27 protein-coding genes are annotated in these 24,949 nt (G+C 72.0%); 16 read left to right on the top strand and 11 right to left on the bottom strand.

The window, feature by feature from the left end; translation table 11 throughout:
• Positions 1-26: 26 nt before the first annotated feature.
• Together ACGFJ7_RS11130 and ACGFJ7_RS11125 are read left to right on the top strand one after the other, a co-directional pair.
• Entirely contained in the window at positions 27-3,077 is a 3,051-nt protein-coding gene (locus ACGFJ7_RS11130) for a putative bifunctional diguanylate cyclase/phosphodiesterase (protein WP_392642067.1), read from the top strand.
• Positions 3,078-3,127: 50 nt separating this feature from the next.
• Positions 3,128-3,790 carry a GNAT family N-acetyltransferase gene (locus ACGFJ7_RS11125; protein ID WP_360249523.1) on the top strand — a complete coding sequence of 221 codons (663 nt, stop codon included), beginning with the start codon at positions 3,128-3,130 and terminating at the stop codon, positions 3,788-3,790.
• Here the strand turns inward: ACGFJ7_RS11125 and ACGFJ7_RS11120 are convergent.
• Positions 3,779-4,039, bottom strand: coding sequence for a hypothetical protein (locus tag ACGFJ7_RS11120; protein ID WP_360249526.1), 261 nt, complete (start codon positions 4,037-4,039; stop codon positions 3,779-3,781). The two genes, ACGFJ7_RS11125 and ACGFJ7_RS11120, sit on opposite strands and share 12 nt — an antisense overlap.
• 52 nt (positions 4,040-4,091) lie before the next feature.
• Entirely contained in the window at positions 4,092-4,481 is a 390-nt protein-coding gene (locus tag ACGFJ7_RS11115) for a ChaB family protein (protein WP_392642064.1), read from the bottom strand.
• Between the two features lie 50 nt (positions 4,482-4,531).
• Here ACGFJ7_RS11115 and ACGFJ7_RS11110 point away from each other — a divergent pair, with 50 nt between their 5' ends.
• The 5 genes from ACGFJ7_RS11110 to glgX all read left to right on the top strand — a co-directional run bounded on the left by ACGFJ7_RS11110 (position 4,532) and on the right by glgX (position 9,277).
• Positions 4,532-5,206: a hypothetical protein gene (locus tag ACGFJ7_RS11110; RefSeq protein ID WP_392642062.1), complete on the top strand. Its 675-nt coding sequence runs from the start codon at positions 4,532-4,534 to the stop codon at positions 5,204-5,206.
• A gap of 27 nt (positions 5,207-5,233) precedes the next feature.
• Complete coding sequence (locus ACGFJ7_RS11105) at positions 5,234-5,857, top strand: maleylpyruvate isomerase N-terminal domain-containing protein (protein WP_392642060.1); 624 nt, start codon at positions 5,234-5,236, stop codon at positions 5,855-5,857.
• Positions 5,857-6,408: a hypothetical protein gene (locus tag ACGFJ7_RS11100; protein ID WP_360249538.1), complete on the top strand. Its 552-nt coding sequence runs from the start codon at positions 5,857-5,859 to the stop codon at positions 6,406-6,408. The genes ACGFJ7_RS11105 and ACGFJ7_RS11100 overlap by 1 nt, the downstream gene beginning before the upstream one ends.
• Positions 6,409-6,449: 41 nt before the next feature.
• Complete coding sequence (locus ACGFJ7_RS11095) at positions 6,450-7,070, top strand: VanZ family protein (protein WP_392642058.1); 621 nt, start codon at positions 6,450-6,452, stop codon at positions 7,068-7,070.
• 98 nt (positions 7,071-7,168) lie between these two features.
• Complete coding sequence (gene glgX, locus ACGFJ7_RS11090) at positions 7,169-9,277, top strand: glycogen debranching protein GlgX (RefSeq protein WP_392642057.1); 2,109 nt, start codon at positions 7,169-7,171, stop codon at positions 9,275-9,277.
• A gap of 76 nt (positions 9,278-9,353) precedes the next feature.
• On the opposite strand, the gene ACGFJ7_RS11085 is transcribed toward glgX, so the two are convergent.
• From ACGFJ7_RS11085 to ACGFJ7_RS11075, 3 genes are all read right to left on the bottom strand, one after another.
• Complete coding sequence (locus ACGFJ7_RS11085) at positions 9,354-10,931, bottom strand: ABC transporter permease (protein ID WP_392642055.1); 1,578 nt, start codon at positions 10,929-10,931, stop codon at positions 9,354-9,356.
• Positions 10,928-11,836 (bottom strand): ATP-binding cassette domain-containing protein, encoded by a 909-nt coding sequence (locus ACGFJ7_RS11080; protein WP_392642053.1) that lies wholly within the window; start codon positions 11,834-11,836, stop codon positions 10,928-10,930. The genes ACGFJ7_RS11085 and ACGFJ7_RS11080 overlap by 4 nt, the downstream gene beginning before the upstream one ends.
• Positions 11,837-11,963: 127 nt before the next feature.
• Positions 11,964-12,515: an SRPBCC family protein gene (locus ACGFJ7_RS11075; protein ID WP_392642051.1), complete on the bottom strand. Its 552-nt coding sequence runs from the start codon at positions 12,513-12,515 to the stop codon at positions 11,964-11,966.
• 213 nt (positions 12,516-12,728) lie between these two features.
• Here ACGFJ7_RS11075 and ACGFJ7_RS11070 point away from each other — a divergent pair, with 213 nt between their 5' ends.
• The 3 genes from ACGFJ7_RS11070 (at position 12,729) to ACGFJ7_RS11060 (ending at position 13,861) form a co-directional block, all read left to right on the top strand.
• Positions 12,729-13,319: a hypothetical protein gene (locus ACGFJ7_RS11070; RefSeq protein WP_360249562.1), complete on the top strand. Its 591-nt coding sequence runs from the start codon at positions 12,729-12,731 to the stop codon at positions 13,317-13,319.
• A gap of 90 nt (positions 13,320-13,409) precedes the next feature.
• Positions 13,410-13,535 carry a universal stress protein gene (locus ACGFJ7_RS11065; protein WP_392642049.1) on the top strand — a complete coding sequence of 42 codons (126 nt, stop codon included), beginning with the start codon at positions 13,410-13,412 and terminating at the stop codon, positions 13,533-13,535.
• A gap of 23 nt (positions 13,536-13,558) precedes the next feature.
• On the top strand, positions 13,559-13,861 hold the full coding sequence (locus tag ACGFJ7_RS11060) for a universal stress protein (RefSeq protein WP_392642047.1): 303 nt from the start codon (positions 13,559-13,561) through the stop codon (positions 13,859-13,861).
• Here ACGFJ7_RS11060 and ACGFJ7_RS11055 read toward each other — a convergent pair.
• Positions 13,842-14,948: a citrate synthase 2 gene (locus ACGFJ7_RS11055; RefSeq protein ID WP_392642045.1), complete on the bottom strand. Its 1,107-nt coding sequence runs from the start codon at positions 14,946-14,948 to the stop codon at positions 13,842-13,844. The genes ACGFJ7_RS11060 and ACGFJ7_RS11055 overlap by 20 nt on opposite strands.
• 67 nt (positions 14,949-15,015) lie before the next feature.
• Between ACGFJ7_RS11055 and ACGFJ7_RS11050 the strand changes: the two genes are divergently transcribed.
• Positions 15,016-16,176: a citrate synthase family protein gene (locus ACGFJ7_RS11050; protein WP_360249571.1), complete on the top strand. Its 1,161-nt coding sequence runs from the start codon at positions 15,016-15,018 to the stop codon at positions 16,174-16,176.
• 406 nt (positions 16,177-16,582) lie between these two features.
• On the opposite strand, the gene ACGFJ7_RS11045 is transcribed toward ACGFJ7_RS11050, so the two are convergent.
• Positions 16,583-17,995, bottom strand: coding sequence for an FAD-dependent monooxygenase (locus ACGFJ7_RS11045; protein WP_360249574.1), 1,413 nt, complete (start codon positions 17,993-17,995; stop codon positions 16,583-16,585).
• A 75-nt stretch (positions 17,996-18,070) separates the two neighbouring features.
• Here ACGFJ7_RS11045 and ACGFJ7_RS11040 point away from each other — a divergent pair, with 75 nt between their 5' ends.
• The 4 genes from ACGFJ7_RS11040 to ACGFJ7_RS11025 are packed head-to-tail and all read left to right on the top strand — an operon-like array spanning position 18,071 to position 20,499.
• Positions 18,071-18,805, top strand: a complete 735-nt coding sequence (locus tag ACGFJ7_RS11040; RefSeq protein ID WP_392642043.1) for a TetR/AcrR family transcriptional regulator — start codon at positions 18,071-18,073, stop codon at positions 18,803-18,805.
• A 5-nt stretch (positions 18,806-18,810) separates the two neighbouring features.
• Complete coding sequence (locus ACGFJ7_RS11035) at positions 18,811-19,446, top strand: nitroreductase family protein (protein WP_360249580.1); 636 nt, start codon at positions 18,811-18,813, stop codon at positions 19,444-19,446.
• Complete coding sequence (locus ACGFJ7_RS11030; protein ID WP_360249584.1) at positions 19,443-19,775, top strand: VOC family protein; 333 nt, start codon at positions 19,443-19,445, stop codon at positions 19,773-19,775. The genes ACGFJ7_RS11035 and ACGFJ7_RS11030 overlap by 4 nt, the downstream gene beginning before the upstream one ends.
• A 49-nt stretch (positions 19,776-19,824) precedes the next feature.
• Entirely contained in the window at positions 19,825-20,499 is a 675-nt protein-coding gene (locus ACGFJ7_RS11025) for a hypothetical protein (RefSeq protein ID WP_360249587.1), read from the top strand.
• On the opposite strand, the gene ACGFJ7_RS11020 is transcribed toward ACGFJ7_RS11025, so the two are convergent.
• Entirely contained in the window at positions 20,486-22,252 is a 1,767-nt protein-coding gene (locus ACGFJ7_RS11020; protein WP_392642040.1) for an ABC transporter ATP-binding protein, read from the bottom strand. The two genes, ACGFJ7_RS11025 and ACGFJ7_RS11020, sit on opposite strands and share 14 nt — an antisense overlap.
• Before the next feature lie 84 nt (positions 22,253-22,336).
• Here ACGFJ7_RS11020 and ACGFJ7_RS11015 point away from each other — a divergent pair, with 84 nt between their 5' ends.
• Positions 22,337-22,753 (top strand): MarR family transcriptional regulator, encoded by a 417-nt coding sequence (locus tag ACGFJ7_RS11015; protein WP_360249593.1) that lies wholly within the window; start codon positions 22,337-22,339, stop codon positions 22,751-22,753.
• 54 nt (positions 22,754-22,807) lie between these two features.
• On the opposite strand, the gene ACGFJ7_RS11010 is transcribed toward ACGFJ7_RS11015, so the two are convergent.
• From ACGFJ7_RS11010 to ACGFJ7_RS11000, 3 genes are read right to left on the bottom strand one after another with little or no spacing between them, the layout of a single operon-like run.
• The gene (locus ACGFJ7_RS11010) at positions 22,808-23,680 is read right to left on the bottom strand and encodes a tetratricopeptide repeat protein (protein WP_392642037.1); all 873 of its coding nucleotides are present in this window, start codon (positions 23,678-23,680) and stop codon (positions 22,808-22,810) included.
• Positions 23,673-24,446, bottom strand: a complete 774-nt coding sequence (locus tag ACGFJ7_RS11005) for a cytochrome c oxidase assembly protein (RefSeq protein ID WP_360249599.1) — start codon at positions 24,444-24,446, stop codon at positions 23,673-23,675. The genes ACGFJ7_RS11010 and ACGFJ7_RS11005 overlap by 8 nt, the downstream gene beginning before the upstream one ends.
• A complete protein-coding gene (locus tag ACGFJ7_RS11000) occupies positions 24,443-24,910 on the bottom strand; it encodes a DUF2243 domain-containing protein (RefSeq protein WP_360249602.1) in 468 nt (155 codons plus the stop codon). Before ACGFJ7_RS11000 ends, ACGFJ7_RS11005 begins: the two co-directional genes overlap by 4 nt.
• Positions 24,911-24,949 lie beyond the last annotated feature (39 nt).

The raw sequence follows: 24,949 nt of genomic DNA, 5'->3' as shown, positions 1-24,949 counted from the left end.
GTCCCACGGAGCCGATCGGAGGGCGGATGACGACGCGAGCCGCTCGCGTGGGCTTCTGTGCGTGGATCGTCGCGCTGACCGCCCTCTATTACGCCTTCCCCGGCGGTCACCTCTACACCTGGGCCCTGATCGGTTACTCGAGCGCCGCCATGGTCCTGCTCGGCGCCTGGCTCAACCGCCCCCAGCACCGCCTGCCGTGGTATCTGATCGCGGCCGCTCTCGCCTTCTTCACCACCGGCGACACCTGGTACAACCTGATCGTCGCGGTCGGGCGCACCCCGCGCTTCCCGGGCCTGGCCGACCTGTTCTACCTGCTGGTCTACCCCCTGCTGACGGCCGGTTTCCTGCTGTTCGTCCGCTATCGCGGCACCGGCAGCAACCGCGCCGCCCTGCTCGACTCGCTGGTGCCCACCGTCGGCCTCGGCCTGCTGTCCTGGGTCTACTGGATCGCGCCGTTCACCCGCTCGCACGACCTGTCGCTGATGGAAAAGCTGGTCTCGATCGGCTACCCACTGGGCGACGTGCTGGCGCTGGCCATGACGCTGCGCATGCTGACCGGCCCGGGCCGGCGGCCGCGGGCGCTGACCGCGATCGGCGTCGCCATCGTGGGCCTGCTGGTCTCCGACATCTTCTACGGCCAGTCCCAGCTCAACAGCGCCTGGACGCTCGGCGGGCCGGTCGACTTCGGCTGGATCGTCTTCTACGCCGTGATGGGCCTGACCGCGCTGATGCCGTCGATGCGTGAGCTCTCCCAGGAGCAGCCGCCGCAGGCCAGCAGCGACATGGGCACCCGGCGCATCGTCTGGATGGCCGCGGCCGCGCTGATCGCCCCGGTGGTGCTCTGCATCGAGTGGCTGCACGGCCGCGAGATCGAGGCGGCCCGCCAGGGCGTCGTCGACGCCCCGGTGATCGCCGCCGCCGCGGCGCTGATGTTCCTGCTCGTGCTGGCCCGGGTCAACGGGCTGGCCGGCGCGCAGCGGCAGGCCCGGGCCCGGGAGCGGGCGCTGCGCCAGGCCGGGGCCATGCTGTTCTCGGCCGCCACCGAGCAGGACGCGGCCCGGGCCGTGCGCGACGCGGTGGCCACCCTGATGCCGGAGGGCAAGCCCTACCGGCTGAGCCTGACCGGGGACGCGGGCGACGTCGAGCACGTGCCGGGTCTGCGGCTCATCACGGCCGACTCGCTGCCGGCCGGGGTGCCTTCGCACGGTTTCGACCATTTCCTGTACGCGACGATGCCGCTCCCGGGCACCGGGCGCCTCGGCGCCGGGCTGCTCGGCGGCGACGGCACAGTGCTGCGCGAAGTGCTGCCGTCCTTCGAGGCGTACCTCACCCAGATCGAAGTCGTCATGCAGCGCATCGGCCTGACCGGCGAGGTCAACCGGCGCGAGAGCGAGGCGTACTTCCGCACCCTCGTCCAGAACGCCACCGACGTCATCCTCATCGTCGGCGAGGACGACCTGATCCGCTACGCGAGCCCGTCCGCGGCCGCCGTGCTCGGGCACCCCGACCTCGAGGGCACCCCGCTGTCGGCGTTGATAGCGGTCAGCCACCACGAGGCGATGCGGGAGATCCTCGGCGGCCTGCGCGACGGGCAGAGCGAGCTCGACGCCCCCGACCTCGCGGTGCTGCGCGCCGACGGCTCGCTGATCCAGGTCGAGTGCACCGGGCGCGACCTGCGCGACGACCCGACCGTGCGCGGCGTGGTGCTGACCGTCCGCGACGTCACCGAGCGCCGCCGCCTCGAGAAGGAACTGTCCCACCTGGCCTTCCACGACGGCCTGACCGGGCTGGCCAACCGGGTGCTGTTCCGCAACCGGCTCGACGAGGCCTTCGCCGCCGCCGCCGAGTCCGGGCTGACCGTCGGGGTCCTGTTCGTCGACCTCGACGACTTCAAGGAGGTCAACGACACCCTGGGGCACGCCGTCGGCGACGAGCTGCTGGTCGCCGTCGGCCGGCGGATCGACGAGATCGTCGGCACCTCGGGCACGGCGGCCCGGATGGGCGGCGACGAGTTCGCCGTCCTGGTCGCCGACGACGCCGAGGCCGTGGCCGCCCGGCTCGTCGAGGCCCTGGCCGTCCCGGTGGAGGTCGGCGACGGTCTCGGCGGCACCCACATCGTCAGCGGCGCGGCCAGCGTCGGCGTGGCCGTCAACGACGCCGCCGAGTCGCCGACCGAGCTGCTGCGCCACGCCGACCTGGCGCTCTACCAGGCCAAGGGCTCGGACAAGGGCACCTGGCAGCGGTACCAGCCGGAACTGCACACCGAGATGGTGCAGCGGCTGGAGACCCGCGCCGCGCTGCACGAGGCGATCGACGACAACCAGCTGCGGGTCATGTACCAGCCCATCGTCGACCTGCGCACCGGCGAGATGGTCGCGGTGGAGTCGCTGGTCCGGTGGCAGCACCCGGCCCGGGGGCTGCTCGGGCCGTACCACTTCATCGAGATCGCCGAGGAGAGCGGCGCCATCGTGCCGATCGGCGGCTGGGTGCTGCGCGAGGCCCTGGCCCAGTTCGCGGCCTGGAAGACGGCCGACCCGCGGACCACCCTGCGCTACGTCAGCGTGAACGTGTCGGCCCGCCAGTTCCGCACGCCCGGCTTCGTCGACCAGGTCCGCCGGGCCATCGCCCAGGCCGGGGCCCGCCCCGAGTGGCTCCTGCTGGAGATCACCGAGTCCCTGCTGCTGCGCGACGCCGACCAGGTCGCGGCCGACCTGCGCACGCTGCGGGCCCTGGGCGTGCGGATCGCGATCGACGACTTCGGCACGGGCTACTCGTCGCTGAGCTACCTGCGGCAGATGCCGGTCGACGTGCTCAAGGTCGACAAGTCGTTCATCGACGACATCCTCGGCAGCGAGCAGCAACGGGCCCTGGTCGACGCGATCGTCACCCTGGCCCGCAACCTCGACCTGGCGGTCGTGGCCGAGGGCATCGAGGACGCCGGTCAGCGGGCCGCGCTGGCCGGCATGGACTGCCCGTACGGCCAGGGTTATCTGTTCTCCAAGCCGGTGTGGCCGGACGAGATCCCGGCTCTGGCCCACGACGCCGCGAGGCTGGTGTCATCCCCGGCGCGAGGGTAATTCGGGTTAATCGCTGGCGGTCATGGGCGGTCACGGTGCAGGGTCGAGGCGTGCTGGAGAATCCCGTATGGGCCGCCCTGACCGGGCCGCAGGCCTGCTTCGCCGAGGCGTCCGGTGACGCCGCCCGCTATCAGCCCGACGTCTCGCCGTTCTGCGCGGTGGCCGACCCGGCCGACCCGGCCGCCTGGGCCGACCTGGCGAAACTCACCGACAAGGCGTTCCTCACCGGCCCGCGGATCACGCCGCCGGCCGGCTGGGAACCACACCGGGTGACGGCCGGCGCCCAGATGGTCGGGCACGGCATGACCGGCGTGCCCGACGACGAGGCGGTGCCGCTCGGCGAGACCGACGTGCCGGAGATCCTCGACCTGGTCGAACGGGCCCAGCCCGGCCCGTTCGGCAAGCGCACCATCGAGCTCGGCCGCTACCTGGGCATCCGGCACGAGGGCCGGCTCGTGGCCATGGCCGGCGAGCGCTTCCAGCTGCCCGGCTGGACCGAGGTCAGCGCCGTCTGCACCGACCCGGCCTTCCGCGGCCGCGGCCTGGGCGCCCGGCTGACCATGGCCGTGGCGGCCGCCATCCTGGAACGCGGCGACCTGCCGTTCCTGCACGTCACCGCCGAGAACGCGGGCGCGATCAGGCTCTACGAGCGGCTGGGCTTCCAGGTCAGCCACCAGGTCGAGTTCGCGTCGTTCACCAGGTCACTCGCCTAGCGCGCCGTCCGGGTCGGGCGTGGCCCCGCCGTTGTCGGCGAAGCGGTCCCGCAGGTCGCCGATCTGCTGGAGCACATCGGCGAGCTCGCCCCGGACCCGCTCGAGCCGGTTCTGCTGGTCGTGCGGCAGCCCACCGCCGTGATCGTGGCTCACCAGCGTCGACTCGGCCTCCTCGAGCTCCTCGCGGCGCGTGTGCAGGCGGTTGAGCTCGGCGGCGTACTCGGTCTGGGTGATCTTCTCTGGTTGCATGGCCGTCGTTTCCCCAGAAACGACGGCCACGACACGCGACCCGCGACACACCTCACGCCTTGCGGTCGGCCCGCTTGTTGGCCTTCTGGATGGCCTCGACGAGTTCGGGCTTGGTCATTCGCGAGCGGCCCGTGATGTCGAGTTTCCTGGCCACCTGCAGCAGGTGGGCCTTGCTGGCGTTGGCGTCGACGCCGCCGGCCGTCTCGGCCTTCGTGCCCCGTCCGCCGGCCGCCTTGGCGTCGCTCGGGCCCTTCTTGTCCTTCGGCTCCCAGTGGTCACCGACCTTCTCGAACGAATGCTTGACGGCGGAGAAGGCCGTACGGTGGGCGCGCTCGCCCTCGCCGTACTGCTCGACCGCCGAGTCGTGCGTCTTGGCGAACGTGTCCTGTGCTTTCTTCGGCGAGCGCTTCAACGTCGCCGGCATCTCCTCGCGTGCTGGCATGTCTGAGCTGTTCCCGGCACACAAGGTCGCAAACCGTCCTACGCTGAAGCGTGTCGGACGGTGAGTTCTGGACGTACACCGGGCTGCTGGGGTTCAGCGGCCTGGTGCTGCTCGCCCTGTGCGTGGCGGGTCTCGGTCAGTCCGGCTTCCTGCGCGGGGTGGACGCGCTGCTCGGGCTCGGCTTCCTCGGCTACGCCGGCTATCTCGGCATCGCCCGGCCGGACGACCCGTTCACCTTCTACTACCTGTTCGCCCTGCCCGTCCTCGCCGTGATCTACGCCCTGGTGTGCCTGCGCCGGGTGGTCCGGCTGCGGCGGCTCGCCGCCCGGTTCGTTCCCGATCCGTACGCGGGTGAGACCGGTGACGCCCACACCGAGAGGTCGCCCTTCCCCACCCCGCCGAGCCCTCTGCCGGACGCGCCCGACGCCGCCCCCGAGCCGGCTCCGGCGCCGGTGACCCGGGGGCCGATGCCGTCGGGCCTGCCGTCCCGGCCGCCGGCGCCGGGCTCCCGGCCGCCGGCGCCGGCCGAACCTCCGGGCCGCCCGTCCGGGCTGCCGGTGGCCGAGCCGCCGGCCTACACGGGACGGCACTCGGCCGACACCCAGGACGCCACCGAGCGGTTCCCGCGGACGCCCGGGTACGCCGCCCGGCCGTACGACGACAATTCCTCCCCCGACCGCGGGCGGCACCGGGCGAGCGAGCCGGACGACTCGAATTTCGCCTGAACCGCGACCGGTGGCAGATTGGTCACCATGGACTACCGCCGCACCTACCGCGCCGCCGCCGTCACCTTCGTCGACCTCGTCTCCCGCGTGCCGGCCGACCGGTGGGACGCGCCCGGCCTCGGCGAGTGGACGCTGCGGGAACTGGTCGCGCACACGGCCGGCTCGGCGCTGCGCCAGGTGCCGGGCGTGCTGAGCGCCCGCGCCGAGACCGCCGCGGTGACCTCCCCCGAGGCGTACTGGACGTTCGCCCGGTCGGTGCCGCCCGAGGTGTACGCCGAGGCGGTCGCCGCCTCGACCACGCTCGCCCGGCAGGCGGCGGCCGAGTTGGCGTCCGCCCCGGCCGGCCTGATCGGCGACCTGGCCGGCCGGGCCACCCAGGCGCTGGCCGCGGCCGGTGACGACGACGTGGTGTCGACCCCGGTCGGCGGCATGCGCGTGCGGGACTGGATGCCCACCCGGACGTTCGAACTGGTCGTCCACGGCCTCGACGTGGCGGCGGCGGCCGGCCTGGAGGCGGACTTCCCGCCGGACGCGGTCAGCGAGGCCACGCTGCTGGCGGCCCGGGTCGCGGCCGCACTGGGCGACGGCCCCGCGGTACTGTTCGCCCTCACCGGCCGCGCGCCCCTGCCGAAGGGTTTCACCGTCCTCTGATGAACACTTTCGCGCTCGCCGGCCGCCGCGTCGTCCTGTTCGCGGCCGTCTACGCGGGCCTCGCGGTGATCGTGCGGGCCGTCACCCTGGCCGTCGTCACCGGCGGCGCCACCGACCCGACGTCCGTCACGGCGCAGGCGTCGGTGCTGCTCGTGGGCGGCCTGGCCGGCCTGATCGGCCTGCTGTGCGCGCTGGTCCTGCTGATCTCGGTCACGGTCTGGGCCGTGGCGGCACACCGGCTGACGCCGTCGGGTCCGGGCGTGCCGGGGTACGGGGCCGTGGCGCTCGCGGCGGTGCTGATCGCCCTCGCGTACGTGCTGCCCGCGCGCGTGCCGACCGTGGTCGCGATGACGCTCACCGACTCGGCCCTGCGCGTGGGCGCCGCGGCCGTGCTGATCGCGGGCGTGCTCGCGGTGCGGTCCCGGATGCGCCGCCTGACCGGCGAGGCCACCCTGGGCGCCCGGCGGCCCCTGGTCACGGCCGACGACTGGGACGCCTCGAGGTGGGACCCGACGGTGCTGCGCGACATCGAACGCCGCCGCCGCTCCTAGCGCTTCCGTCCCGCGCTGTGGCGGCGGTTGGCTAGCATTCGGTGTCGACCGACGCGGGGGTTCGCATGCTCGAGGGCTGGCACGGATGGTTCGCGACGATCACCGGGGTGGTCGTCCTTACCGTGGTGGCGTTTCCGGCGGCCGCGCTCGTGACGTGGGCGCTCGCCAGGACGCGGGGCGGGGCCTGGCGCCGGTCGCTGGCCGAGGTCGGCGTCGTCTACGGGACGGTCCCGTGGGTGTGGATGATCCTGCTGCCGAACGACGGTGACGGCGTCGACCGGGCCCGGACGAACCTGGTGCCGTTCCGCGACCTGATCCACGTGATGGCCGGCGGCCCGGTGACCGCGACCGTGCAGATCGTCGGCAACCTGCTGGTGTTCGCGGCGCTCGGCTTCTTCGGCCCGCTGCGGTTCGCGGCGCTCAGGTCGGTGCCGCGCGTGCTGGCGCTCGGTGCCGCGTGCTCGCTGCTGGTCGAGACGCTTCAGTACGTCCTGCGCCTGGACCGGGTGTCCTCGGTGGACGACATCCTGCTCAACGCCGCCGGGGCCGGGCTGGCCGCGCTGGCGTCGCGCCCCTGGTGGCGCCGCCTACCAGGTGATCCAGAAGTGCCGCCCCGGCCGGTGACCGGTGTCCCGGACGCCGTCCCCCAGCGCCCGTCCTAGGCATGGCCGTCCGCGCGCCGGCCGCCCGTGTTCGCGGGTGGGTAAGTGTGACGTGCGGCACCTGATTCAGCGAGCGCCCAACGGGGAAGCTAGGCGGCATGAAAATCTGGCCCGGGAACCCCTACCCGCTGGGCGCGACGTACGACGGCGGGGGCACCAATTTCGCGCTGTTCTCGGAGGTGGCCGAGCGGGTCGAGCTCTGTCTCTTCGACGACGACGGCGTCGAGACGCGGATCGACCTGCCGGAGCGGGAAGCGCTGGTCTGGCACGGCTACCTGCCCCGGGTCGTTCCGGGGCAGCGGTACGGATATCGCGTGCACGGGCCGTACGATCCGGCGAACGGGCTGCGGTGCAACCCGAACAAGTTGCTGCTCGACCCTTATGCGAAGGCGATCGACGGGCGTAACGACTGGAATCAGGCTCTTTTCTCGTACAACTTCGGCGAACCGGACTCGGTGAACGACGAGGACTCGGCGCCGTACGCGCAGAAGTCGGTCGTCATCAACCCGTTCTTCGACTGGGGCAACGACCGGCCGCTGAAGATTCCGTTCCACCAGACGGTCATCTACGAGGCCCACGTGAAGGGCATGACGCAGCGGCACCCGGACATTCCCGAGGATGTCCGCGGCACCTATTCCGGGCTCGCGCACCCCGCGATGATCAAGTACTTGCAGAAGCTGGGCGTCACGGCGGTCGAGCTCATGCCGGTGCACCAGTTCGTGCACGACAGCACCCTCATCGACCGGGGCCTCACCAATTACTGGGGCTACAACACGATCGGCTTCTTCGCGCCGCACAACGGCTACGCCTCGTTCGACGGGCACGGCGGGCAGGTGCAGGAGTTCAAGTCGATGGTGAAGGCGCTGCACCAGGCCGGCATCGAGGTCATCCTCGACGTGGTCTACAACCACACCGCCGAGGGCAACCACCTGGGGCCGACGCTGTCGTTCCGGGGCATCGACAATCCCGCGTACTACCGGCTGGTCGACGACCAGAAGCAGTACTACTACGACACGACCGGCACCGGCAACAGCCTCAACGTGCGCCACCACGAATCGCTGCGGCTCATCATGGACTCGCTGCGGTACTGGGTGACCGAGATGCACGTCGACGGCTTCCGGTTCGACCTCGCCGCCGCCCTGGCCCGCGAATTCCACGCCGTGGACCGGCTGGCCGCGTTCTTCGACCTGGTCAACCAGGACCCGGTGGTGTCGCAGGTCAAACTCATCGCCGAGCCGTGGGACGTCGGCGACGGCGGCTACCAGGTCGGCGGGTTCCCGCCGCTGTGGACCGAGTGGAACGGCCGCTACCGCGATTCGGTGCGCGATTTCTGGCGGGGCGAACCGTCGAGCCTGGGCGAGTTCGCGTCCCGGTTCACCGGCAGCTCCGACCTGTACGAGATCGACGGCCGCCGCCCGATCGCGTCCATCAACTTCGTCACCGCCCACGACGGCTTCACCCTCAACGACCTGGTGTCGTACAACGAGAAGCACAACGACGCCAACGGCGAGGAGAACCGCGACGGCGAAAGCCACAACCGCTCCTGGAACTGCGGTGTCGAAGGGCCCACCGACGACGCCGAGATCGTCGCTCTGCGGGAACGCCAGAAACGCAATTTCCTGGCCACCCTGCTGCTGAGCCAGGGCGTCCCGATGATCGCCCACGGCGACGAGCTGGGCCGCACCCAGATGGGCAACAACAACGTCTACTGCCAGGACAACGAGATCGCCTGGGTCGACTGGGTCGACGCCCGCAACCAGGACATCCTGACCGGTTTCACCAGCCGGCTGCTGGAACTGCGGGCCAAGCATCCCATCTTCCGCCGCCGCCGCTTCTTCACCGGCGACCCGGTGACCGACGACAAGATCCCCGACATCGCCTGGCTGCGCCGCGACGGCCAGCCGATGACCGAGGCCGACTGGAACACCCGCAGCGGCATGACCATGACGGTCTTCCTCAACGGCCACGGCATTCCGGAACGGGACGCCCTGGGCGAGGCGATCATCGACGACTCGTTCCTGATCCTGTTCAACCCGTTGGGCGAGCGCGTCGCCTTCACCCTCCCGGACCGCCAATTCGGCCGCACCTGGGAGGTCGTCGTCAACACCGCCGACCCCCTGCTGGCGGCCCGCCGCAAGACCACGAAAGCCGGCGGCCAGTACGAGGTGTCCGGCCACACCATGGTGGTTCTCCGCTGCCGCTACTAGGGCAGCCGTCCGGCAGCACGTCGCCGTGGCGGGACCGGCCGGTGGCCGGTCCCGCCACGGATCGAACCACCCGCGTTCAGTAGCCGACGTCCCGGCGGCGCAGGCCGGCGTATCCGGCCGCCACGAGCGCCGCGGCGATCACAGCGAGCACGAGCAACGGTGTGACGGTCACGTCGTCCCGGGGCGCCTGCGGGACGTGCGCGAGCGGTGAGGCCTGCCGCGACCAGGCGGGCAGGTCGAACGAGTCGGCGAACAGCGTGATGACGGCGCAGTAGGCGACCATCACCCAGGCGATGATCGCGGCCGGCCGGGGCAGCCAGCCGAAGGCCAGCACCGTGACCCCGGCGACCAGCCAGACCGCGGGCAGGTAGGTGAGCGCCACTCCGGTCAGCCTCGGCACCTGACCCAGGTCGGACACCGTCAACCCGTACGACAGGCCCTCACCGAGGCCGAAGGCGGCCAGGGCCAGCGCGGTGCCGGCCAGGCTGACGCTCAGCTGACCGGCCAGCCAGCTCCCCCGGCTGGTCGGGCCGGCCAGCACGACCTCGGCCCGGCCGGAGGTCTCCTCGCTCCGCGCCCGCAGGACACTCGTGACCCCGTACGCGGCGACCAGGAGAGCGGCCATCCCGGCGGTCACCGCCAGGTAGGCGTTCAGGACGTCGCCGGCGCCGCCGGTCAAGAACTGTGCGACCTCCGGGTTGTCGCGCACGTACTGCTCGATGCTGTCGCCGATCGAGCCGTAGGCGACCCCGAGCAGGAACAGCCCGGCCGCCCAGCCCGCGACGGCACCGCGCTGCAGACGCCACGCGAGCGCGGACGTGTCGCGCAGCAGCGGGGAGGCGTGCGCCCGGCCCGGCCGGGTCGCGACGAGGCCGGCTCCGAAGTCGCGCCGAGCCGACAGCGCCACCGCCGCGACGCCCAGCAGGCCGGCCACGGCCAGCGACAACAGCACCGGCCACCAGCGGTCCCCGGCGTACGGAAGGGTCCGCTGGCCCCAGCCGATGGGCGAGGCCCACGACAGCGCGCCGTCACCCACGTCCCCGGCGGCCCGCACCGCGAACGCGGCGCCGAGCAGGGCGGCCACCGTCCCGTACACCGCCCGGACACTCTCGAACACCTGCGCCGCGACCGCGGCCGACGCCGCGAAGACCACACCGACGGCGGTGATCGCGGCGCCGAACAGGACCGATCCGGCGACCGGCAGACCGGTGCCGACGGCCACGGCGACCACCAGCACGCCGGCGGCGGCATCGGCCAGACCCGCGAGCAGCAGGGCGGCGGCGAGCGGGGCGTGCCGGCCCACCCGCGCCGAGCGGACCAGCTCGGCGCGACCGGCCTCCTCATCGGCGCGGGTGTGCCGGCCGACCAGGAACATGCTCATCAACGCGACCACGATCGCGGCGAACGCGAAGATCTCGAAGACGACCTCGCCGCCGATCGACGCGAGCAGGTCGGTCGGCCCGCTCATCGCGATCACGGCGTTGTTGGCGCCGATCGTCTGCCGCAGCCGCTGCAAAGCCTCGGGCGTGCCGTACAGACTCTGGCTCTGCGCCGACTGCACGAGCACGAGCAGCGTGACCCCGAGCAGCCACCAGGGCAGGCTCCGGCGCTCGCGGCGAAGCAGGAACAGCAGCAACGACGCCGTCCCGGTCATGAGGCTGCCTCCTGGTCGCCGTAGTGGCGCAGGAACAGCTCCTCGAGCGTGGGTGGTGAGCTGGTCATGCTGCGCACCCCGAGCGGCGCCAGCTCCCGGACGACGGTGTCGAGCTGCGCGGTGTCGACGTCGAAGCGGGCGTGGTGGTCGGCGACGACCACGTCATGGACACCGGGCAGACGGTCGAGGCCGGTGACCGGCCGCGCGGTTTCCACGGCGATCGACGTACGGGTCAGGTGGCGCAGCTCGCTCAAGGTGCCGGTCTCGACCGTACGGCCGAGCCGGACGATGCTCACCCGATCGCACAGCGCCTCCACCTCGGCCAGGATGTGGCTGGACAGCAGAACCGTGCGGCCCTGGCGCTTGAGCTCGTGGACGCACCGCTGGAACACCGACTCCATGAGCGGGTCCAGTCCCGAGGTGGGCTCGTCGAGCAGGAACAGTTCGGCGTTCGACGCCAGCGCGGCCACCAGCGCGACCTTCTGCCGGTTGCCCTTCGAATAGGTGCGCGCCTTCTTGCGCGGGTCCAGGTCGAACTGCTCGAGCAGCTCATCGCGCCGCCGGCGGTCGACGCCGCCACGCAGCCGGCCGAGCAGGTCGATGACCTCCCCACCGCTGATACCCGGCCACAGCGTGACATCACCGGGCACGTAGGCCAGCCGGCGGTGCAGGCTGTCCGCGTCGCGCCACGGATCACCACCCAGCAGCCGCGCCTCGCCCGCGTCGGCGCGCAACAACCCGAGCAGCACCCGGATGGCGGTGGTCTTTCCACTGCCGTTGGGCCCGAGGAAGCCGTGCACCTCTCCCCCGGCCACCGTCAGATCGAGCCCGTCGAGGGCCTTGGTGGCTCCGAACGACTTGCGCAGCGCGGTGACGGCGATCGCCGCCCCGGTGGACACGGTCATGGCAGCTCCTCTGAGGAGGGAACGAGCGATGAAGTCCGATGCCGGCGGAGGTGGGATCGATGCGCGGGCGGGACGACCATGACGCCTCCACGGGTCAGCGACTCGCCGACCAGACTTCCCGGCACACCTACCCGCAGCGTACGCCCGGCCGCCAAGCCGAGCCGGCCCCGGAAAGGCCCTCGGCCCGGTGCTTGATGCCGCGCAGCATCCGGCGTTCCATGATCAGGCTGCCGGGTGCCATGACCGTGTCGTACAGGGCCCGGACCATCCGGTTGTGTCCCGGCGGGATGATGCGGTTGCGGCTGATCCGCCGGGTTCCCGCTCCCCGCACGCGCAGGTGGAAGATCCACACCCAGGCGCCGTCCTCCGAACGGAACGCCAGTGTCCGTTCGGGATCGCAGGCCGAAGAGATTTTCGATCCAGTCGTACGTTTAGGCGCCGCCGCGGCCGCTGCCCATCTGCACCAGCCAGGGCAGACCGCCGACGGCGGCGCGCCGATCGTGACGGCGCGGGTCGGCACCAGGCCGGCGTCCGGCAGCAGATCGTCGCCCGGCAGCGTTCCGGCGGCCTCCCCGGCCGTGGCGCCCCAGGTGACGAAGCGCCGGCGCGCCCAGGGGGACGCGGCCACGACCAGCCCCGCGCCGCCCAGCACCAGCACGGTCCGCACAAGCCCTTTCATGATCGGCTCCTTTCCGGGTTCCCGGTTCCACCCTCGGCCGCCGCGGCCCCCCTCCGGTAGGGACATCCGGCCCTGCGGACGCCGCGCGACCGGCCTGTGCTGCTCGACGTCAAGCTCGGGACTTTCGTCCCGTCCCGTTCGGGCCCATGGCCTCAGGATTCGAAGCCGCCCGGAGCGCACGCTCAATGCATAGACATCGATGAAGGAGGAGCCATGACAACCATCGGCCGGGACACCGCCGCCCACCTGGAGCAGGTCGAGGCGCCCGGCGCCATGCTCACCAAGGCCGCCGCGAGGGCACTGGCCGTGCTGCGTATCTCCACCGGCTTCGTCTTCCTCTGGGCATTCCTCGACAAGACCTTCGGCTGGGGTTTCGCCACCCCGTCGGCCCGGGCCTGGATCAACGGCGGCTCACCCACCAAGGGCTTCCTGTCCGGTGTCGAGGTCGGCCCCGGCTGGCTGCAAACCCTCTTCCACAACATCGCCGGCGACCCCTGGGCCGACTGGCTGTTCATGCTCGGCCTGCTCGCCATCGGCCTCGCCTTCATGCTCGGCATCGGCATGCGTCTCGCCGCCGGCGCCGGCGCGCTCATGATGCTCTTCATGTGGGCCGCCGAATGGCCACTCGACAAGACCACCGCCGCCGGCGAACCCAGCATGTCGACCAACCCGCTCGTCGACTACCACATCATCTACGCCCTCGCCGGCATCGTCCTCGCCCTCACCTACGCCGGCCACACCTGGGGCCTGGGCAAGTGGTGGGCCTCCCTGCCCATCGTCCAGAAGAACCGCTGGCTCATCTGACACCACGCCCCCGCACCGACCAGACACCATCGCCCGGCCGCAGCGAAGCGGCCGGGCGATCAGCGCTGACGGAGCGAGAGGGGTACGGCCATGACCACCAAGCCCATCGTCGTCGGCAACCGGGGCCACGGCCTGCTGGCCGGCGCGTTCCTCGGCTCGACGACCCTGCAGTTGCTGCACCACGCGGCCTGCCCGGTCCTCGTCACCCGGCGGTGACCGGCCTCTGGGCGGAGAGCCCGATGGCCACCGGCGCGGTGACGGACAAGGAGCGGCGGCCGTTCGACGAGCTCGTCGCCGGTTGGCGGAACGGGCACCCCCAGTTGACCATCCCCGCCGAAGCCGTGGTGGCCCATCCCGCGGCGGCCCTGGTCGAAGCCAGCAGGAACGCGCAGCTCCTGGTGGTCGGCACTCACGGACGCGGCGCCGTGCGCGGGCTGATCCCGGGCTCGGTCAGCCGGCATCTGCCGCGCCACTCCGTTTGCACGGTCGCCGTCGCCAACGGCGAGTGGCGGAGCCGACCGGCTACACCGTGCGGCGTTTGAGGGCGTCGGGCCAGCCGGGGAGGTCGGTGGCGGCGCGTTCGGGTGGGCCCACGTAGTCGGCGGACGGGCGGATGATTTTGTTCAGGCGTTTCTGTTCGAGGATGTGGGCGCTCCAGCCGGCCGTACGGGCGCAGGTGAAGATCGCGGCCAGCAGGCCGGCCGGCACCTCGGCGAAGTCGAGGACGATCGCCGCCCAGAACTCGACGTTGGTGGCCAGGACACGGTCCGGTTTGCGCTCGCGGAGCTCGGCCAGGGCCGCGCGTTCCAGCTCGAGCGCCACCCCGTAGCGGGGTGCCCCGAGTTCCCGGGCGGTGTCGCGCAGGATGGTGGCGCGCGGGTCCTCGGCGCGGTAGATGGCGTGCCCGAACCCCATCAGACGGTTGCCACTGTCAAGCACCCGTTTGACGTAGCGCCGGGCGTCCTCGCCCCGCTCGACGGCCTCGACCATGCCCAGCGCCCGCGCCGGGGCGCCGCCGTGCAGCGGGCCGGACAGTGCGGCCACCGCGGCCGAGAGGCAGGCCCCGACGTCGGCGCCGGTGCTGGCCACGACCCGGGCCGTGAAGGTGGACGCGTTCATGCCGTGCTCGGCGGCGCAGACCCAGTACCTGTCGATCGCGGCCACGTGCCTCGGGTCGGGCTCACCCCGCCACCGGATCATGAACTGTTCGGTGACGTCCCGCCCGGCGTCGACCAGCCTCCGCGGCACGGCCGGCCGGTCACCGCGGGCGGAGGTCGCCACCTGATCCAGCATCGCCGCCGTGGCGTACGCGAGGTCGGCGCGTGCCTGAGCGTGGTCGACGTCGATGAGCGGCCGCAGTCCCAGAGCCGCTGCCGCCGCCTGCACATCGACCCGCGCGTCCCCCGTGCGCACCGGCGTCACCGATCCCGGCACCGCCGGGGCGGACGTCAGCGGGTGGGCGAAGTCGCCGTCGGTGAGCAGGCCCCAGACGTCGCCGAAGCCGACGGCGCCGGCCAGCGAGCGCAGGTCGACGCCGCGGTAGCGCAGCGCTCCGCCGTCCCGGTCGGGTTCGGCGATCTCGGTGTCGAAGGCGACGACACCGGCCAGTCCTGGATTGACAGTCAGCATGTTCTCACCATGCGGCCACGTCATATTGACGTCAATGTTGATGCAGTCAACATGAGAGGATGTGCACATGGACACGCTGACCACCGGCCAGGTCGCCCAGCGACTGGGTGTCAAACCCGCGACCATCTACGCGTATGTCAGCCGTGGCCTGCTGCGCAGCGTCCGCAACGGCGACGGCAAGGTCAGCTTGTTCACGCGGGCCGACGTGGAGGCCTTCGAGGCCAAGCGCAAGGGCCGCGGCACCCCGAACATCCAGACCGGCATCACGTTGATCAGCGGGGGCCGGCTCTTCTACCGCGGACGGGACGCCGTCGATCTGGCCGCCACGGCCACGTTCGAGTCGGTCGCCACCCTGCTCTGGACCGGAACCCTGGAGCACCACGACCTCGTACCACCGGAAGGTCTGCTCGGCCTGGCCACCGCCGTCACCGCTCCCCTGCCCGCCGCCGCCCGCCACACCGACCGTCTGCGGGTGATCGTCGCGGCGGCCGCGGCGGCCGACCCGTTGCGCTTCGACATCACGCCGGCCTCGGTGGTGAGCACCGGCCGCGCGCTGCTGGCCACGATGGTCGCCGCCCTGCCCGGCCCGGCCCGAACAGGACCCGGAACAACACTCGCGGCCGAGTTGTGGACGCGGCTCACCGGTGAGCGCGGCTCGGCGGCCGACCATGACCTGCTCAACGCCGCCCTGGTGCTGCTGGCCGACCATGACATCGCCGCCTCGACCCTGGCGGCGCGGGTCGCGGCGTCCACCCGGGCGCATCCCTACGCGGTGGTGAGCGCCGGGCTAGCCGCCCTCGACGGGCCGCTGCACGGCGCCGCCAGCGGGCTGGCCCACGAACTGCTGGCCGACGCCCTGTCGCGGCGCGATCCGGTCGAGGCCGTGGCGAGCCGCCTGCGCGCGGGCGAGCCGATCCCCGGCTTCGGGCATCACCTCTATCCGGACGGCGACCCGCGCGCGAAGGTCCTGCTGGACCGCGACGGCCCGGCCGCGGCCCGCGCCCGGAGGATCGCCGCCGCGATGCGCGACCGGTCCGGCGTACACCCCAATGTCGACCTGGCCCTGGCCGCGCTCACCCTCGATCGGGGCATGACGCCGGACGCCGGCGAGACGATCTTCGCGGTGGCCCGGACGGCCGGGTGGCTGGCTCACGCTCTTGAGGAGTACGGGGACCGTCCGTCCCGCTTCCGGCCCGCCGGCCGCTACGCCGGCCGCGACCCGGCGTAGGGAGATGACCCGCTGCCATCGCCCTGTCCCCGGTGGCTGATTCGCCCGCCTCCGCGTTCGAGCCCGGGCAATCCAGCGATTAGATGTCGTACGCCGTTGTCCAGGCAAGCCTTCCTCTCAGGCGCGCCTTCCCCAAGGCACGGTGCCGCTGGGCACGGTGCCGCTGGGCACGGTGCCGCTGGGCACGGTGCCGCTGGGCACGGTGCCGCTGGGCACGATGAAGCCCTTGGCGCGGGGTGGTCATCAGCATCATTTGCGATCCGGGGCGGAACGCTTGGGGCCCGGGGCGCTCGCGTGCCGCTGTGAGGAGCGCTCGCGCGCTTCGCCGTTACGGGCGGCGCTCCGGCGGCACTGAGGTGACGATGGCACGGGGGTGACCTGTTGTGCGGTCGGTGCATTGCTGCGGCTACGGGCGCGCGCTGGGTGGCGGGACCATCTGGCCGATCATGCGGACGGAGCTGTCGATGGTGTCGAAGCCACGCGGAAGCATGACTGACTCATACGCGGCCACGGCTTCGAGAAGGGGCTTGCCGGAGAGCAGTTCGGCCGCGAGCAGGGCGGCGTCCTGCAGGGCGGTGTTGGCTCCGACGCCGCCGGCCGGCGGCATGGTGTGGATGGCGTCGCCGAGCAGAGTCACCGGGCCGGGTGACCACGGGGTGAGGCGCGTGCCGGCGCGCAGGACGATCGGGAAGAACGACGTGGGGTCGGCGGCGGCGAACAGGTGCCGGACGGCCGGATGCCAGGTCGCGCTCGCGTCGAGACAGATCTGCCGCAGCGCCTCGGAGGGACGATCGAGCTCACCCAGTACGGCGGTGGGGGCGACCAGGGTGGTCATCAGGTAGTCGGGGACGCCGGTCGGGGTGCGAAAGCGCACGGGGGCGAACCCGGCACCGTAGCCGTTCGCTCCGGACACCCAGGCGAAGCCTCGGTCGAAGTCCGGCGGAAGGTCGGCGGCGGCCAGCGGCATCCGGCCGTAGATACATCGCAGGCCCAGATCGCGCAGGGTGGCCGACGGAGCCAACTGCCGGCGCACGGCCGAGCCGACGCCATCCGCGCCGACCAACAGGTCACCTTCGTCAAAGAACGATCCGTCGCCGGAGAGCGAGCCGCCCGCCGAAAGGGAACTGGCTGAAGCAGCGATATCGGCCGCGCCAGCGGTGTGGTCAGCGGCGGTGTCGGCGACGCCAGCGTTGTTGTCAGCGGCGGTGTTGGCGACGCCAGCGGTGGCGGCCGCGCTGACGCTTGCGGTGGCGGCTGCGCTGGAGGTGGCTGTGGCGGTGGCAGCCGCGTTGGAGACGGCTGTGGCGGTGGCGGCCGGGCTGGAGGTGGCGGCCGGGCTGGAGGTGGCGGCCGCGGCAGCAGCCGTGGGGGTGTCACCGGCGGCGCCGGCCGCGGTGGCGCTCAGGGCTACGCGGACGCGGCCGGATGGGGTGATGTCGTAGCCGGTCACGGTGTGGCCGAACGTCACGTTCAGGTCGGTGAGCAGGGCTCGGCGGAACGTGGCGCGGTCCACGTTGGTGATTTCGGCCGGGGGGATGCTCGGGAAGACCTGGGCCGACAGCTCGATCAGGTCCTGCGTGTAGAACGCCACCCGGTCTCCGGAGGCGCCGCTGGTTCGGTGAGCCAGGTCGAGGATCGCTGTCGGTAGGCAGGCGCGCAGGGCGGCGTTGCCGTTCGGGTCGATGTGGAGCCGGTAACCCTGGTCGCGCGTTCGCGGTGAGGGGTCGCGTTCGTAGATGGCGACGTCGGCGCCGCCCCGGCGCAAGGCGTGGGCCAGGGCGAGACCGCCTATGCCGGCGCCTGCGATGAGTATTCGCATGGCCGCACCGTATCATACGCGTTGCTGAGTTAATCAATCATTTGGTTGACTGGCTCATGCGTAGAATGAGCGACTGTGCCAGGTCCCCGCAGGTCACCGAAGCCGCAGGAGCGTCAGCGCGACGCCGAGCGCACGCGTCAGAAGATTTTGGACGCGGCCGCCAAGGAGTTCGCGGCGCACGGCTATGCCGGCGCGCGCGTTCGGGCCATCGCCGAACGTGCCGGCGTCAACCAGCAGCTGCTCTCCTACTACTTCGACGGCAAGGAGGGTCTGTTCCGCGCGATGAACGAGCAGTGGGCGCAGCGGCAAGCCGTGATCTCCGAACCGGGCACACCGCTACCCGAGCAGCTGCGGCGGTACGCGATGGAGAACCTGCACAACCCGGACGGCATACGGATGCTCGCCTGGGCCGGCCTCCAATACGACGGCGACGGCGACGGCGACGGCGACGGCAGCGGCGATGGCAGCGGCGATGCCGATGGCAGCAGCGGCGATGCCGATGGCAGCGGCAGCAGCAGGAGCGGCAGGAGCGGCAGGAGCGGCAGCGGCAGCAGCGTTGGCGTCGATCCCGGGCGGGAGCAGCGGACCGCCATGCTTGCTCGTGGGGTCGAGCAGATCGCGGCCCGGACGGCTGACGATCCGGACGTCGACCCGGCCTGCCTGCTCGTCATGTTGATGGCCGCCGCCATGGCGCCGACCACGATCCCTCAGGTCATCGCGGGGCTCTGCCAGACCGACCCGAAGAACCCCGAATTCATCCAGCACTATGCCGAGCAGATGGCCCTCGTGGCCAGGAAGATGGAATTGTAGGCGCCATGCCGAACGATGATCTTCCGTTGCTCGAGGCGCTGCACACCACGCCCGCCCGCCGTTACCTGTCCGCCGAGCCGATCAGCGATGAGATCGTGCGGGCGATCCTCGACGCCGCGATCCGGGGGCCCAGCGGCGGCAACCGGCAGGGCTGGGCCTGGATCGTCGTGCGGGACGCCGAGGTCAAGAAGCGGATCGCCGGCTGGTACCGGGAGGGCTGGGAGGCCAGCTACGGCCGCCGGCGGGAGGAGATCCTGAACAACGACGACCCGAACGGGATGAGCGCCGCCAGTTTCCGGGCCGCCGACCACCTCGCCAACCACCTCGAGGAGGCGCCGGTCTGGATCTTCCCGGTGCTGCTGGGCGCGGCCGCCAGCAAGAACCCGCGGCTGGGCTCGTCCATCTACGGCGCCGTGCAGCAGCTGATGCTGGCCGCCCGCGCGTACGGCATCGGCTCCACGCTGACCACTCTCTACATGGGACACGAGGACGGCGTACGGGACCTGCTCGGCCTTCCCGCCGACGCGCTCACCATGGCGCTCATCCCGCTCGGCTACCCGGCTCGGGGCAAGTGGTCGCAGCCCAAGCGGCGGCCTCTGGAGGAGGTCGTGTTCTCCGAGCGCTACCGTACGGAGCCATGACGTACGTCAAGAGCATCACCTTCGATTGCCAGGACGCGCTGGTGGTGGCCCGCTTCTGGGCCGGGGTCCTCGGCGGCGAGCTCGACGAGGATTCGACGAGCGACAAGGCGTACGTCGAGGCGCCCGGCTGGGGTGGGCCCAACCTGTGGTTCCAGCGCGTCCCCGAGCCCAAGACGGGCAAGCTTCGGATGCACTTCGACCTGCGGGCGGCCGACATCCCGGCCGAGCGCGAGCGGCTCGAAGGGCTCGGCGCCACCTTCGCCTGGGAGGCGCACGGCCTGATCGTCATGCGGGACCCGGAAGGCAACGAATTCTGCGTGGAGAACTGACTAAGGTCGGCGCCGCCGTACCCGATATCCGTGGTCACAAGGACCGCTGATGGAGGGGGACCCACGGATGGGTCAGACCACGACGCTGCGCGCGATGCCGGTGCGCGAGGACCACTGGAAACCCCAGGACCGCATCTACGAGGGCATCCTGGAACGCTGCGTCGCGAACGCCGAGGACGACGAGGCCCGCGACGGCACCCCGGAGATGATGGCGGGCGCGCTCATCATCGTCGTGCTGTTCCTGATCATCATGGCCGGGGCCAACAACGCGACGGCCGCCCTGATCGTCTGCGGGATCCTGGGCGGCGCCGGCTTCCTCTACATCGTGAGCGCCGGCAAGCCCGGCAAGGGCAACCGGGCTCTCGCGCTGGCCGGCATCGGCGGCCCGGGCCGGCTGCCCGCCGGGTACCTGGTGCACCCGACGGCGTGGCAGGCCGGCATGGCCGAGCACGTCGCCGGCGTACCGGAATCGCAGCTGCTCGCCGCCGCCCAGCTCTGCCACATCTTCCCCGGCACCGTCGACGACCTGGTCAACTTCGTCGGCCACGTCGCCATTCACGTGCCGGTGACGCAGGCCCAGACGGCCGAGGACGTGCAGCGGCGGGCCAAGGAACTGGTCCGGATCGGCATGCCGATCGTCGTGGACTACGCCAAGAGCGCGCCGCCGCTGCCGGTGCCGGGCGAGCCCGGCGGCAAGAAGGGCAAGAAATCTAAGAAGAAGTGAGTACGGCGTACCGGCCGCCCTCGCCGAGCAGGCTGTCGTGGGTGCCGGACTCGAGGATCCGCCCGTGGTCGACCACGGCGATCTGGTCGGCGTCGCGGATCGTCGAGAGGCGGTGCGCGATGGTCACCGTGGTCCGGCCCCGCGAGAGCGCGTCGAAGGCCTTCTGCACGGCGCGCTCGGTCTCGTTGTCGAGCGCGCTCGTGGCCTCGTCGAGCACGAGGATCCGCGGGTCGCGCAGCAGGGTCCGGGCGATGGCGATGCGCTGTTTCTCGCCGCCGGAGAACCGGTGGCCGCGGGAGCCGACCATGGTGTCGTAGCCGTCGGGCAGGGCCGCGATGACGTCGTGGATCTGCGCGGCCTTCGCGGCCGTCTCGATCTCGGCGTCGGTGGCGTCCGGCTTGGCGTAGCGCAGGTTCTCCCGCACGGTCGTGTGCAGCAGGTACGTCTCCTGGCTGACCACGCCGACGGTGGCGGCCAGGTCGGCGAAGGACAGGTCGCGCAGGTCGACGCCGTCGATCGTGACCCGGCCCGAGGTCGGGTCGTAGAGGCGGGCGATGAGCGCCGCGAGGGTGCTCTTGCCGCTGCCGGTCTCCCCCACCAGGGCCAGGGAGCTGCCGGCCGGGACGTCGAGGTTGACGCCGGCGATGGCGGCGGCGCCGCTGTTGGCGTACGAGAAAGTCACGTCCTCGAAGCGCAGGTGGCCCCGCGCCGCCGTCAGCCGCACGGGCGCCGCCGGCTCCTCGACCTCGACCGGAAGGTCGAGATATTCGAAGATGCGCGCGAACAGGGCGAGCGAGCTGGTGACCGTCACCTGCACGTTGAGCAGGCCCATGAGCGGGCGGAAGATGCTCGACTGCAGGGCGGTGAACGCGACCAGGGTGCCGATGCTCATCGAGCCGGCGCTGAACGGCAGGCCCGCGGCGAGGTAGATGACCGCCGGGATGGCGGCGAAGACGATGCTCATCGAGGCCATCCGCCAGCGGCCGGCCAGCTCGGAGCGCAGCTCGAGGTCGATGAGCCGGTTCGACGAGGCGGTGAAGCGCTCGACCTGGGCCGGGCCGGTGCCCATCGTCTTCGACAGCTGTACGCCGCCGATGGACAGGCCCTCCTCGATGATGACGTTCAGGTCGGCCAGTTCCCGCTGGCGCTGGGCGGTGATGGAGCGGCGCATGGTCGCGACGCGGCGCGTCAGCCAGATGGCCGGCGGCAGCACGACGAGCGTGACCAGCGAGAGTTGCCAGCTGAGGGCGGCCATGGCGACCGCTGTGGCGACGACCGTGGTGAGGTTCGAGGCGATCGAGGTGGCGGTGGAGGTGACCACCGACTCCATGCCGCCGATGTCGTTGGTGATGCGCGACTGGACCTCGCCGGTGCGGGTGCGGGTGAAGAACCCGATCGACTGGCGCTGCAGGTGCGCGAAGACGTCGACGCGCAGCCGGTGCATCACCTTCTGGCCGATCGCGGTGGAGATCCACGTCTGCACGACGCCGAGGGCGGCGGTGACGGCGGCGACCACGACCATGCCGATGACGAGCCAGACCAGCAGGCGGACGTCGTTGTGCGGGAGCGCGACGTCGATGACCTCGCGCAGCAGGAACGGGGAGGCCAGGCCCACGAGGGACGAGGCGATGATGGTGAACACGACGACCCCGAGGGGCCAGCGGTGTCCGGTGAACAGGGCGCCGATGCGGCGCAGGGAGACACTCTTCGCCTGCGCGATCTCGGCCTGGGTGGGTTTCTTGCGGCTGGCCAAGTGCGACCTTCTCTCATGCCGTACGGATTACTGAGGTTACCTCAACGTGAGGCTACAACGGTAATCGCTGGTACGGTATTCCCCGTGCACGAGGAGGAGAGTCTGTCCGAGGCCTTCTGGGCGGTGGCCCGGCGGCTACGGCACCGGACGCGGGTCGCGCTCGAGCCGTGGGACCTGTCGCCGTCGCAGGGCCGCGCCATGAACGTGCTGGCCCGCCACGGCGACCTGCGCCTGAGCAGCCTGGCCGAGCACCTGCGGATCGCACCCCGCTCGGCCACCGAGGTGGCCGACGACCTTCAGCAGCGGGGACTGGTCGAGCGGCGGCCCGACCCGGCCGACCGCCGGGCCGTGCTGGTCACGCTGACCGAGCACGGCACGGCGGTGAACACCGAGATCCAGGCCGCCCGGCAGGCGGCGAGCGAGCGGCTGTTCGCCGCCCTGGACCCGGCCGACCGTCAGGACTTGTCGCGCGTCCTGGAGAAGCTGCGCGAGGACGGCTGAGCCGTCAGGACTGGTCGCGCGTCCTGGAGAAGCTGCGCGAGGACGGCTGAGCCGTCAGGACTTGTCGCGGGTCCGGGAGAAGCTGCGCGACGAGGGCTGACGGCGGCGGGTCACGGCCGTCAGGCAGGCCGCCGAGCCGGCGAGGGCGAAGACGGCGATCAGCAACGGCATCGGCACCTCGGCCCCGGCCAGGCGGATCAGGACGGCCAGCACCACCATGGTGGCCAGGCTGACCCCGAAGGTCACCGCGGCCACGTGGGACAGCACGTCCCGCGCCGGCCGCGGCCGGTGACCGCCGGCCGGGACGCGCAGCGCCTCGGCGAACTCGTCGCACACCCGGACCAGCGAGCCGGCGTCGGTGATCCGCCGCTCGGCCGCGGTCAGCCGGCGCAGTTCGGCCAGGGCCACCGCGTTGCCGGGATCGAGATTCAGGGCTTTCCCGTACGCCTCGCGGGCGCTCAGCGGACGGCCGGCGGCGAACAGAGCCATTCCGTACGCGACCCGCAGCTCCGCGTCGTAGTGGGCGAACTCGGCGTGGGCGGCCAGCACCAGCTCGGCCTCGGCGACCCGGCCGGCGGCCAGCAGGGCCCGCCCGTGCCGCTCGGCCAGCCGGGGGTTGCCCGGGTCCTCGTCGCAGGCGGCGACGGCCGCGGTGACGGCCAGCTCGTGCCGGCCCAGGGCGGTGTAGGACGCGCTCACCCAGTAGAGGGCCTCGATCCCGCCCGGGCGCAGGCCGAGCGCGGCCCGGGCCGCCTCGAGCGCGTCGGCCGGCCGGCCGAGCGCCAGGTGGGCCCGGGCCAGCAGCAGCCAGGCGCCGGCGTTGCCCGGCTCGCGACCCACTACGGGCGCCAGCAGGGACGCGGCCTGGCCGGCGCGGCCGCTGCCGAGCAGGTCACCGGCACGATCGAGAACGAGTTCGCTAAGCACACCCTCCGAGATCGGTGGCGTACGGGTCCCGGTGGAGTCGCGGCCGGGTGCGGTCGGGGAGCCGCCGCCAGCCGGCCACCAGGGCGGCGGCCAGCAGCAGCTCGGCGAGGTCGCCGCCGTAGTACATGAGCTCGGCCCCGCCCCGGCGCTCATCCGCACCGACGGGCAGGTCGACGAGGACGCCCGCGTACATCAGCTGGGACAGGATCGAGTGGAAGGCGATGGCGACGCCGAGGATGACGAGGCGGGTGGGCACCGAGGGGCGCTTCGGCGCGGGGTCGGGGCCGGCGATCACCCACGCGAACAGGTAGCCGGCGAGCAGGAAGTGGAGGTGGACGAGGAGATGCAGCCGAGGCTCATCCCTGGTCGCGGCGTACAACGGGGTGAGGAAGAGGAGGGCCAGGCCGCCGAGGTTGAGGGTCAGGGCGACGACCGGGTGGGCCACGGCGTGCACGAAGCGGTGGCGCATCAGGCGGCCGACCGCGCGGGCGGCCGGGCGGGGCAGCGTACGCAGAAGGAGAGTGACCGGCGCGCCGAGGACGAGCAAGAGCGGGGCCAGCATGCCGATGAGCAGGTGTTGCAGCATGTGGGCGCGGAAATCGGGTGGCCACGGGGCGAACCCGGCGGCCAGCGCGGCGCAGCCGGTGAGGAAGAAGGCGGTCCGCCACCACGGCCAGGGCCGCCGGTCGAGAGTGGCCAGGATTTCGTACCCGACGGCGACGGCCAGCAGGATCAGGCCGCCGTTCGCCTGATGGTCGTGGGTCACGCGCGGTCGAGGACGGGCGCGCGCCGCTGCACCAGCCAGCCGATCGCGACCAGCGCGGCGCCGAAGGCCAGGAAGCCGAGGTCCCAGGCGAGCTGGTGGGGGCCGGTGCGGACGTGGTGGATGCCGAGGATCTGATGGTCGACGAGGCCTTCGACGAGGTTGAACACGCCCCAGCCGACCAGGATCCAGCCCCACAGCGCCCCCGACGCCCAGGCGCGGCCCCGGTTCGAGGTCACCCGGGAGTAGAGCAGGCCGATGCCGATCAGGACGGCCAGCCAGGTGAGGGTGTGGAAGAGCCCGTCGGCGAGGGTGTTCATCTTCAGGCCCTCGACCGTGTCGGCCGGGTAGCGGCCGGTGCTGGTGAGCAGGTGATGCCATTGCAGCAGCTGATGCAGCAGGATGCCGTCGACGAAACCGCCGAGGCCGGCGCCCAGCACGACGCCCGGCAGGGCAAGGGGGGTCACTGGTACTCCTTCGCAACTCCGGTGGAGCCGGGGTCATAC

Source organism: Actinoplanes sp. NPDC048988 (assembly GCF_043197815.1).
Classification (GTDB): Bacteria; Actinomycetota; Actinomycetes; order Mycobacteriales; family Micromonosporaceae; genus Actinoplanes.
This window is presented reverse-complemented; position numbering and strand designations above follow the sequence as displayed.

Coding starts and splice junctions, on each gene's coding strand:
- ACGFJ7_RS11130 (WP_392642067.1), top strand. CDS start 27: ATGACGACGCGAGCCGCTCGCGTGGGCTTCTGTGCGTGGATCGTCGCG.
- ACGFJ7_RS11120 (WP_360249526.1), bottom strand. CDS start 4,039: ATGCAACCAGAGAAGATCACCCAGACCGAGTACGCCGCCGAGCTCAAC.
- ACGFJ7_RS11115 (WP_392642064.1), bottom strand. CDS start 4,481: ATGCCAGCACGCGAGGAGATGCCGGCGACGTTGAAGCGCTCGCCGAAG.
- ACGFJ7_RS11105 (WP_392642060.1), top strand. CDS start 5,234: ATGGACTACCGCCGCACCTACCGCGCCGCCGCCGTCACCTTCGTCGAC.
- ACGFJ7_RS11100 (WP_360249538.1), top strand. CDS start 5,857: ATGAACACTTTCGCGCTCGCCGGCCGCCGCGTCGTCCTGTTCGCGGCC.
- glgX (WP_392642057.1), top strand. CDS start 7,169: ATGAAAATCTGGCCCGGGAACCCCTACCCGCTGGGCGCGACGTACGAC.
- ACGFJ7_RS11085 (WP_392642055.1), bottom strand. CDS start 10,931: ATGACCGGGACGGCGTCGTTGCTGCTGTTCCTGCTTCGCCGCGAGCGC.
- ACGFJ7_RS11080 (WP_392642053.1), bottom strand. CDS start 11,836: ATGACCGTGTCCACCGGGGCGGCGATCGCCGTCACCGCGCTGCGCAAG.
- ACGFJ7_RS11075 (WP_392642051.1), bottom strand. CDS start 12,515: ATGAAAGGGCTTGTGCGGACCGTGCTGGTGCTGGGCGGCGCGGGGCTG.
- ACGFJ7_RS11070 (WP_360249562.1), top strand. CDS start 12,729: ATGACAACCATCGGCCGGGACACCGCCGCCCACCTGGAGCAGGTCGAG.
- ACGFJ7_RS11065 (WP_392642049.1), top strand. CDS start 13,410: ATGACCACCAAGCCCATCGTCGTCGGCAACCGGGGCCACGGCCTGCTG.
- ACGFJ7_RS11060 (WP_392642047.1), top strand. CDS start 13,559: ATGGCCACCGGCGCGGTGACGGACAAGGAGCGGCGGCCGTTCGACGAG.
- ACGFJ7_RS11055 (WP_392642045.1), bottom strand. CDS start 14,948: ATGCTGACTGTCAATCCAGGACTGGCCGGTGTCGTCGCCTTCGACACC.
- ACGFJ7_RS11050 (WP_360249571.1), top strand. CDS start 15,016: ATGGACACGCTGACCACCGGCCAGGTCGCCCAGCGACTGGGTGTCAAA.
- ACGFJ7_RS11045 (WP_360249574.1), bottom strand. CDS start 17,995: ATGCGAATACTCATCGCAGGCGCCGGCATAGGCGGTCTCGCCCTGGCC.
- ACGFJ7_RS11035 (WP_360249580.1), top strand. CDS start 18,811: ATGCCGAACGATGATCTTCCGTTGCTCGAGGCGCTGCACACCACGCCC.
- ACGFJ7_RS11030 (WP_360249584.1), top strand. CDS start 19,443: ATGACGTACGTCAAGAGCATCACCTTCGATTGCCAGGACGCGCTGGTG.
- ACGFJ7_RS11025 (WP_360249587.1), top strand. CDS start 19,825: ATGGAGGGGGACCCACGGATGGGTCAGACCACGACGCTGCGCGCGATG.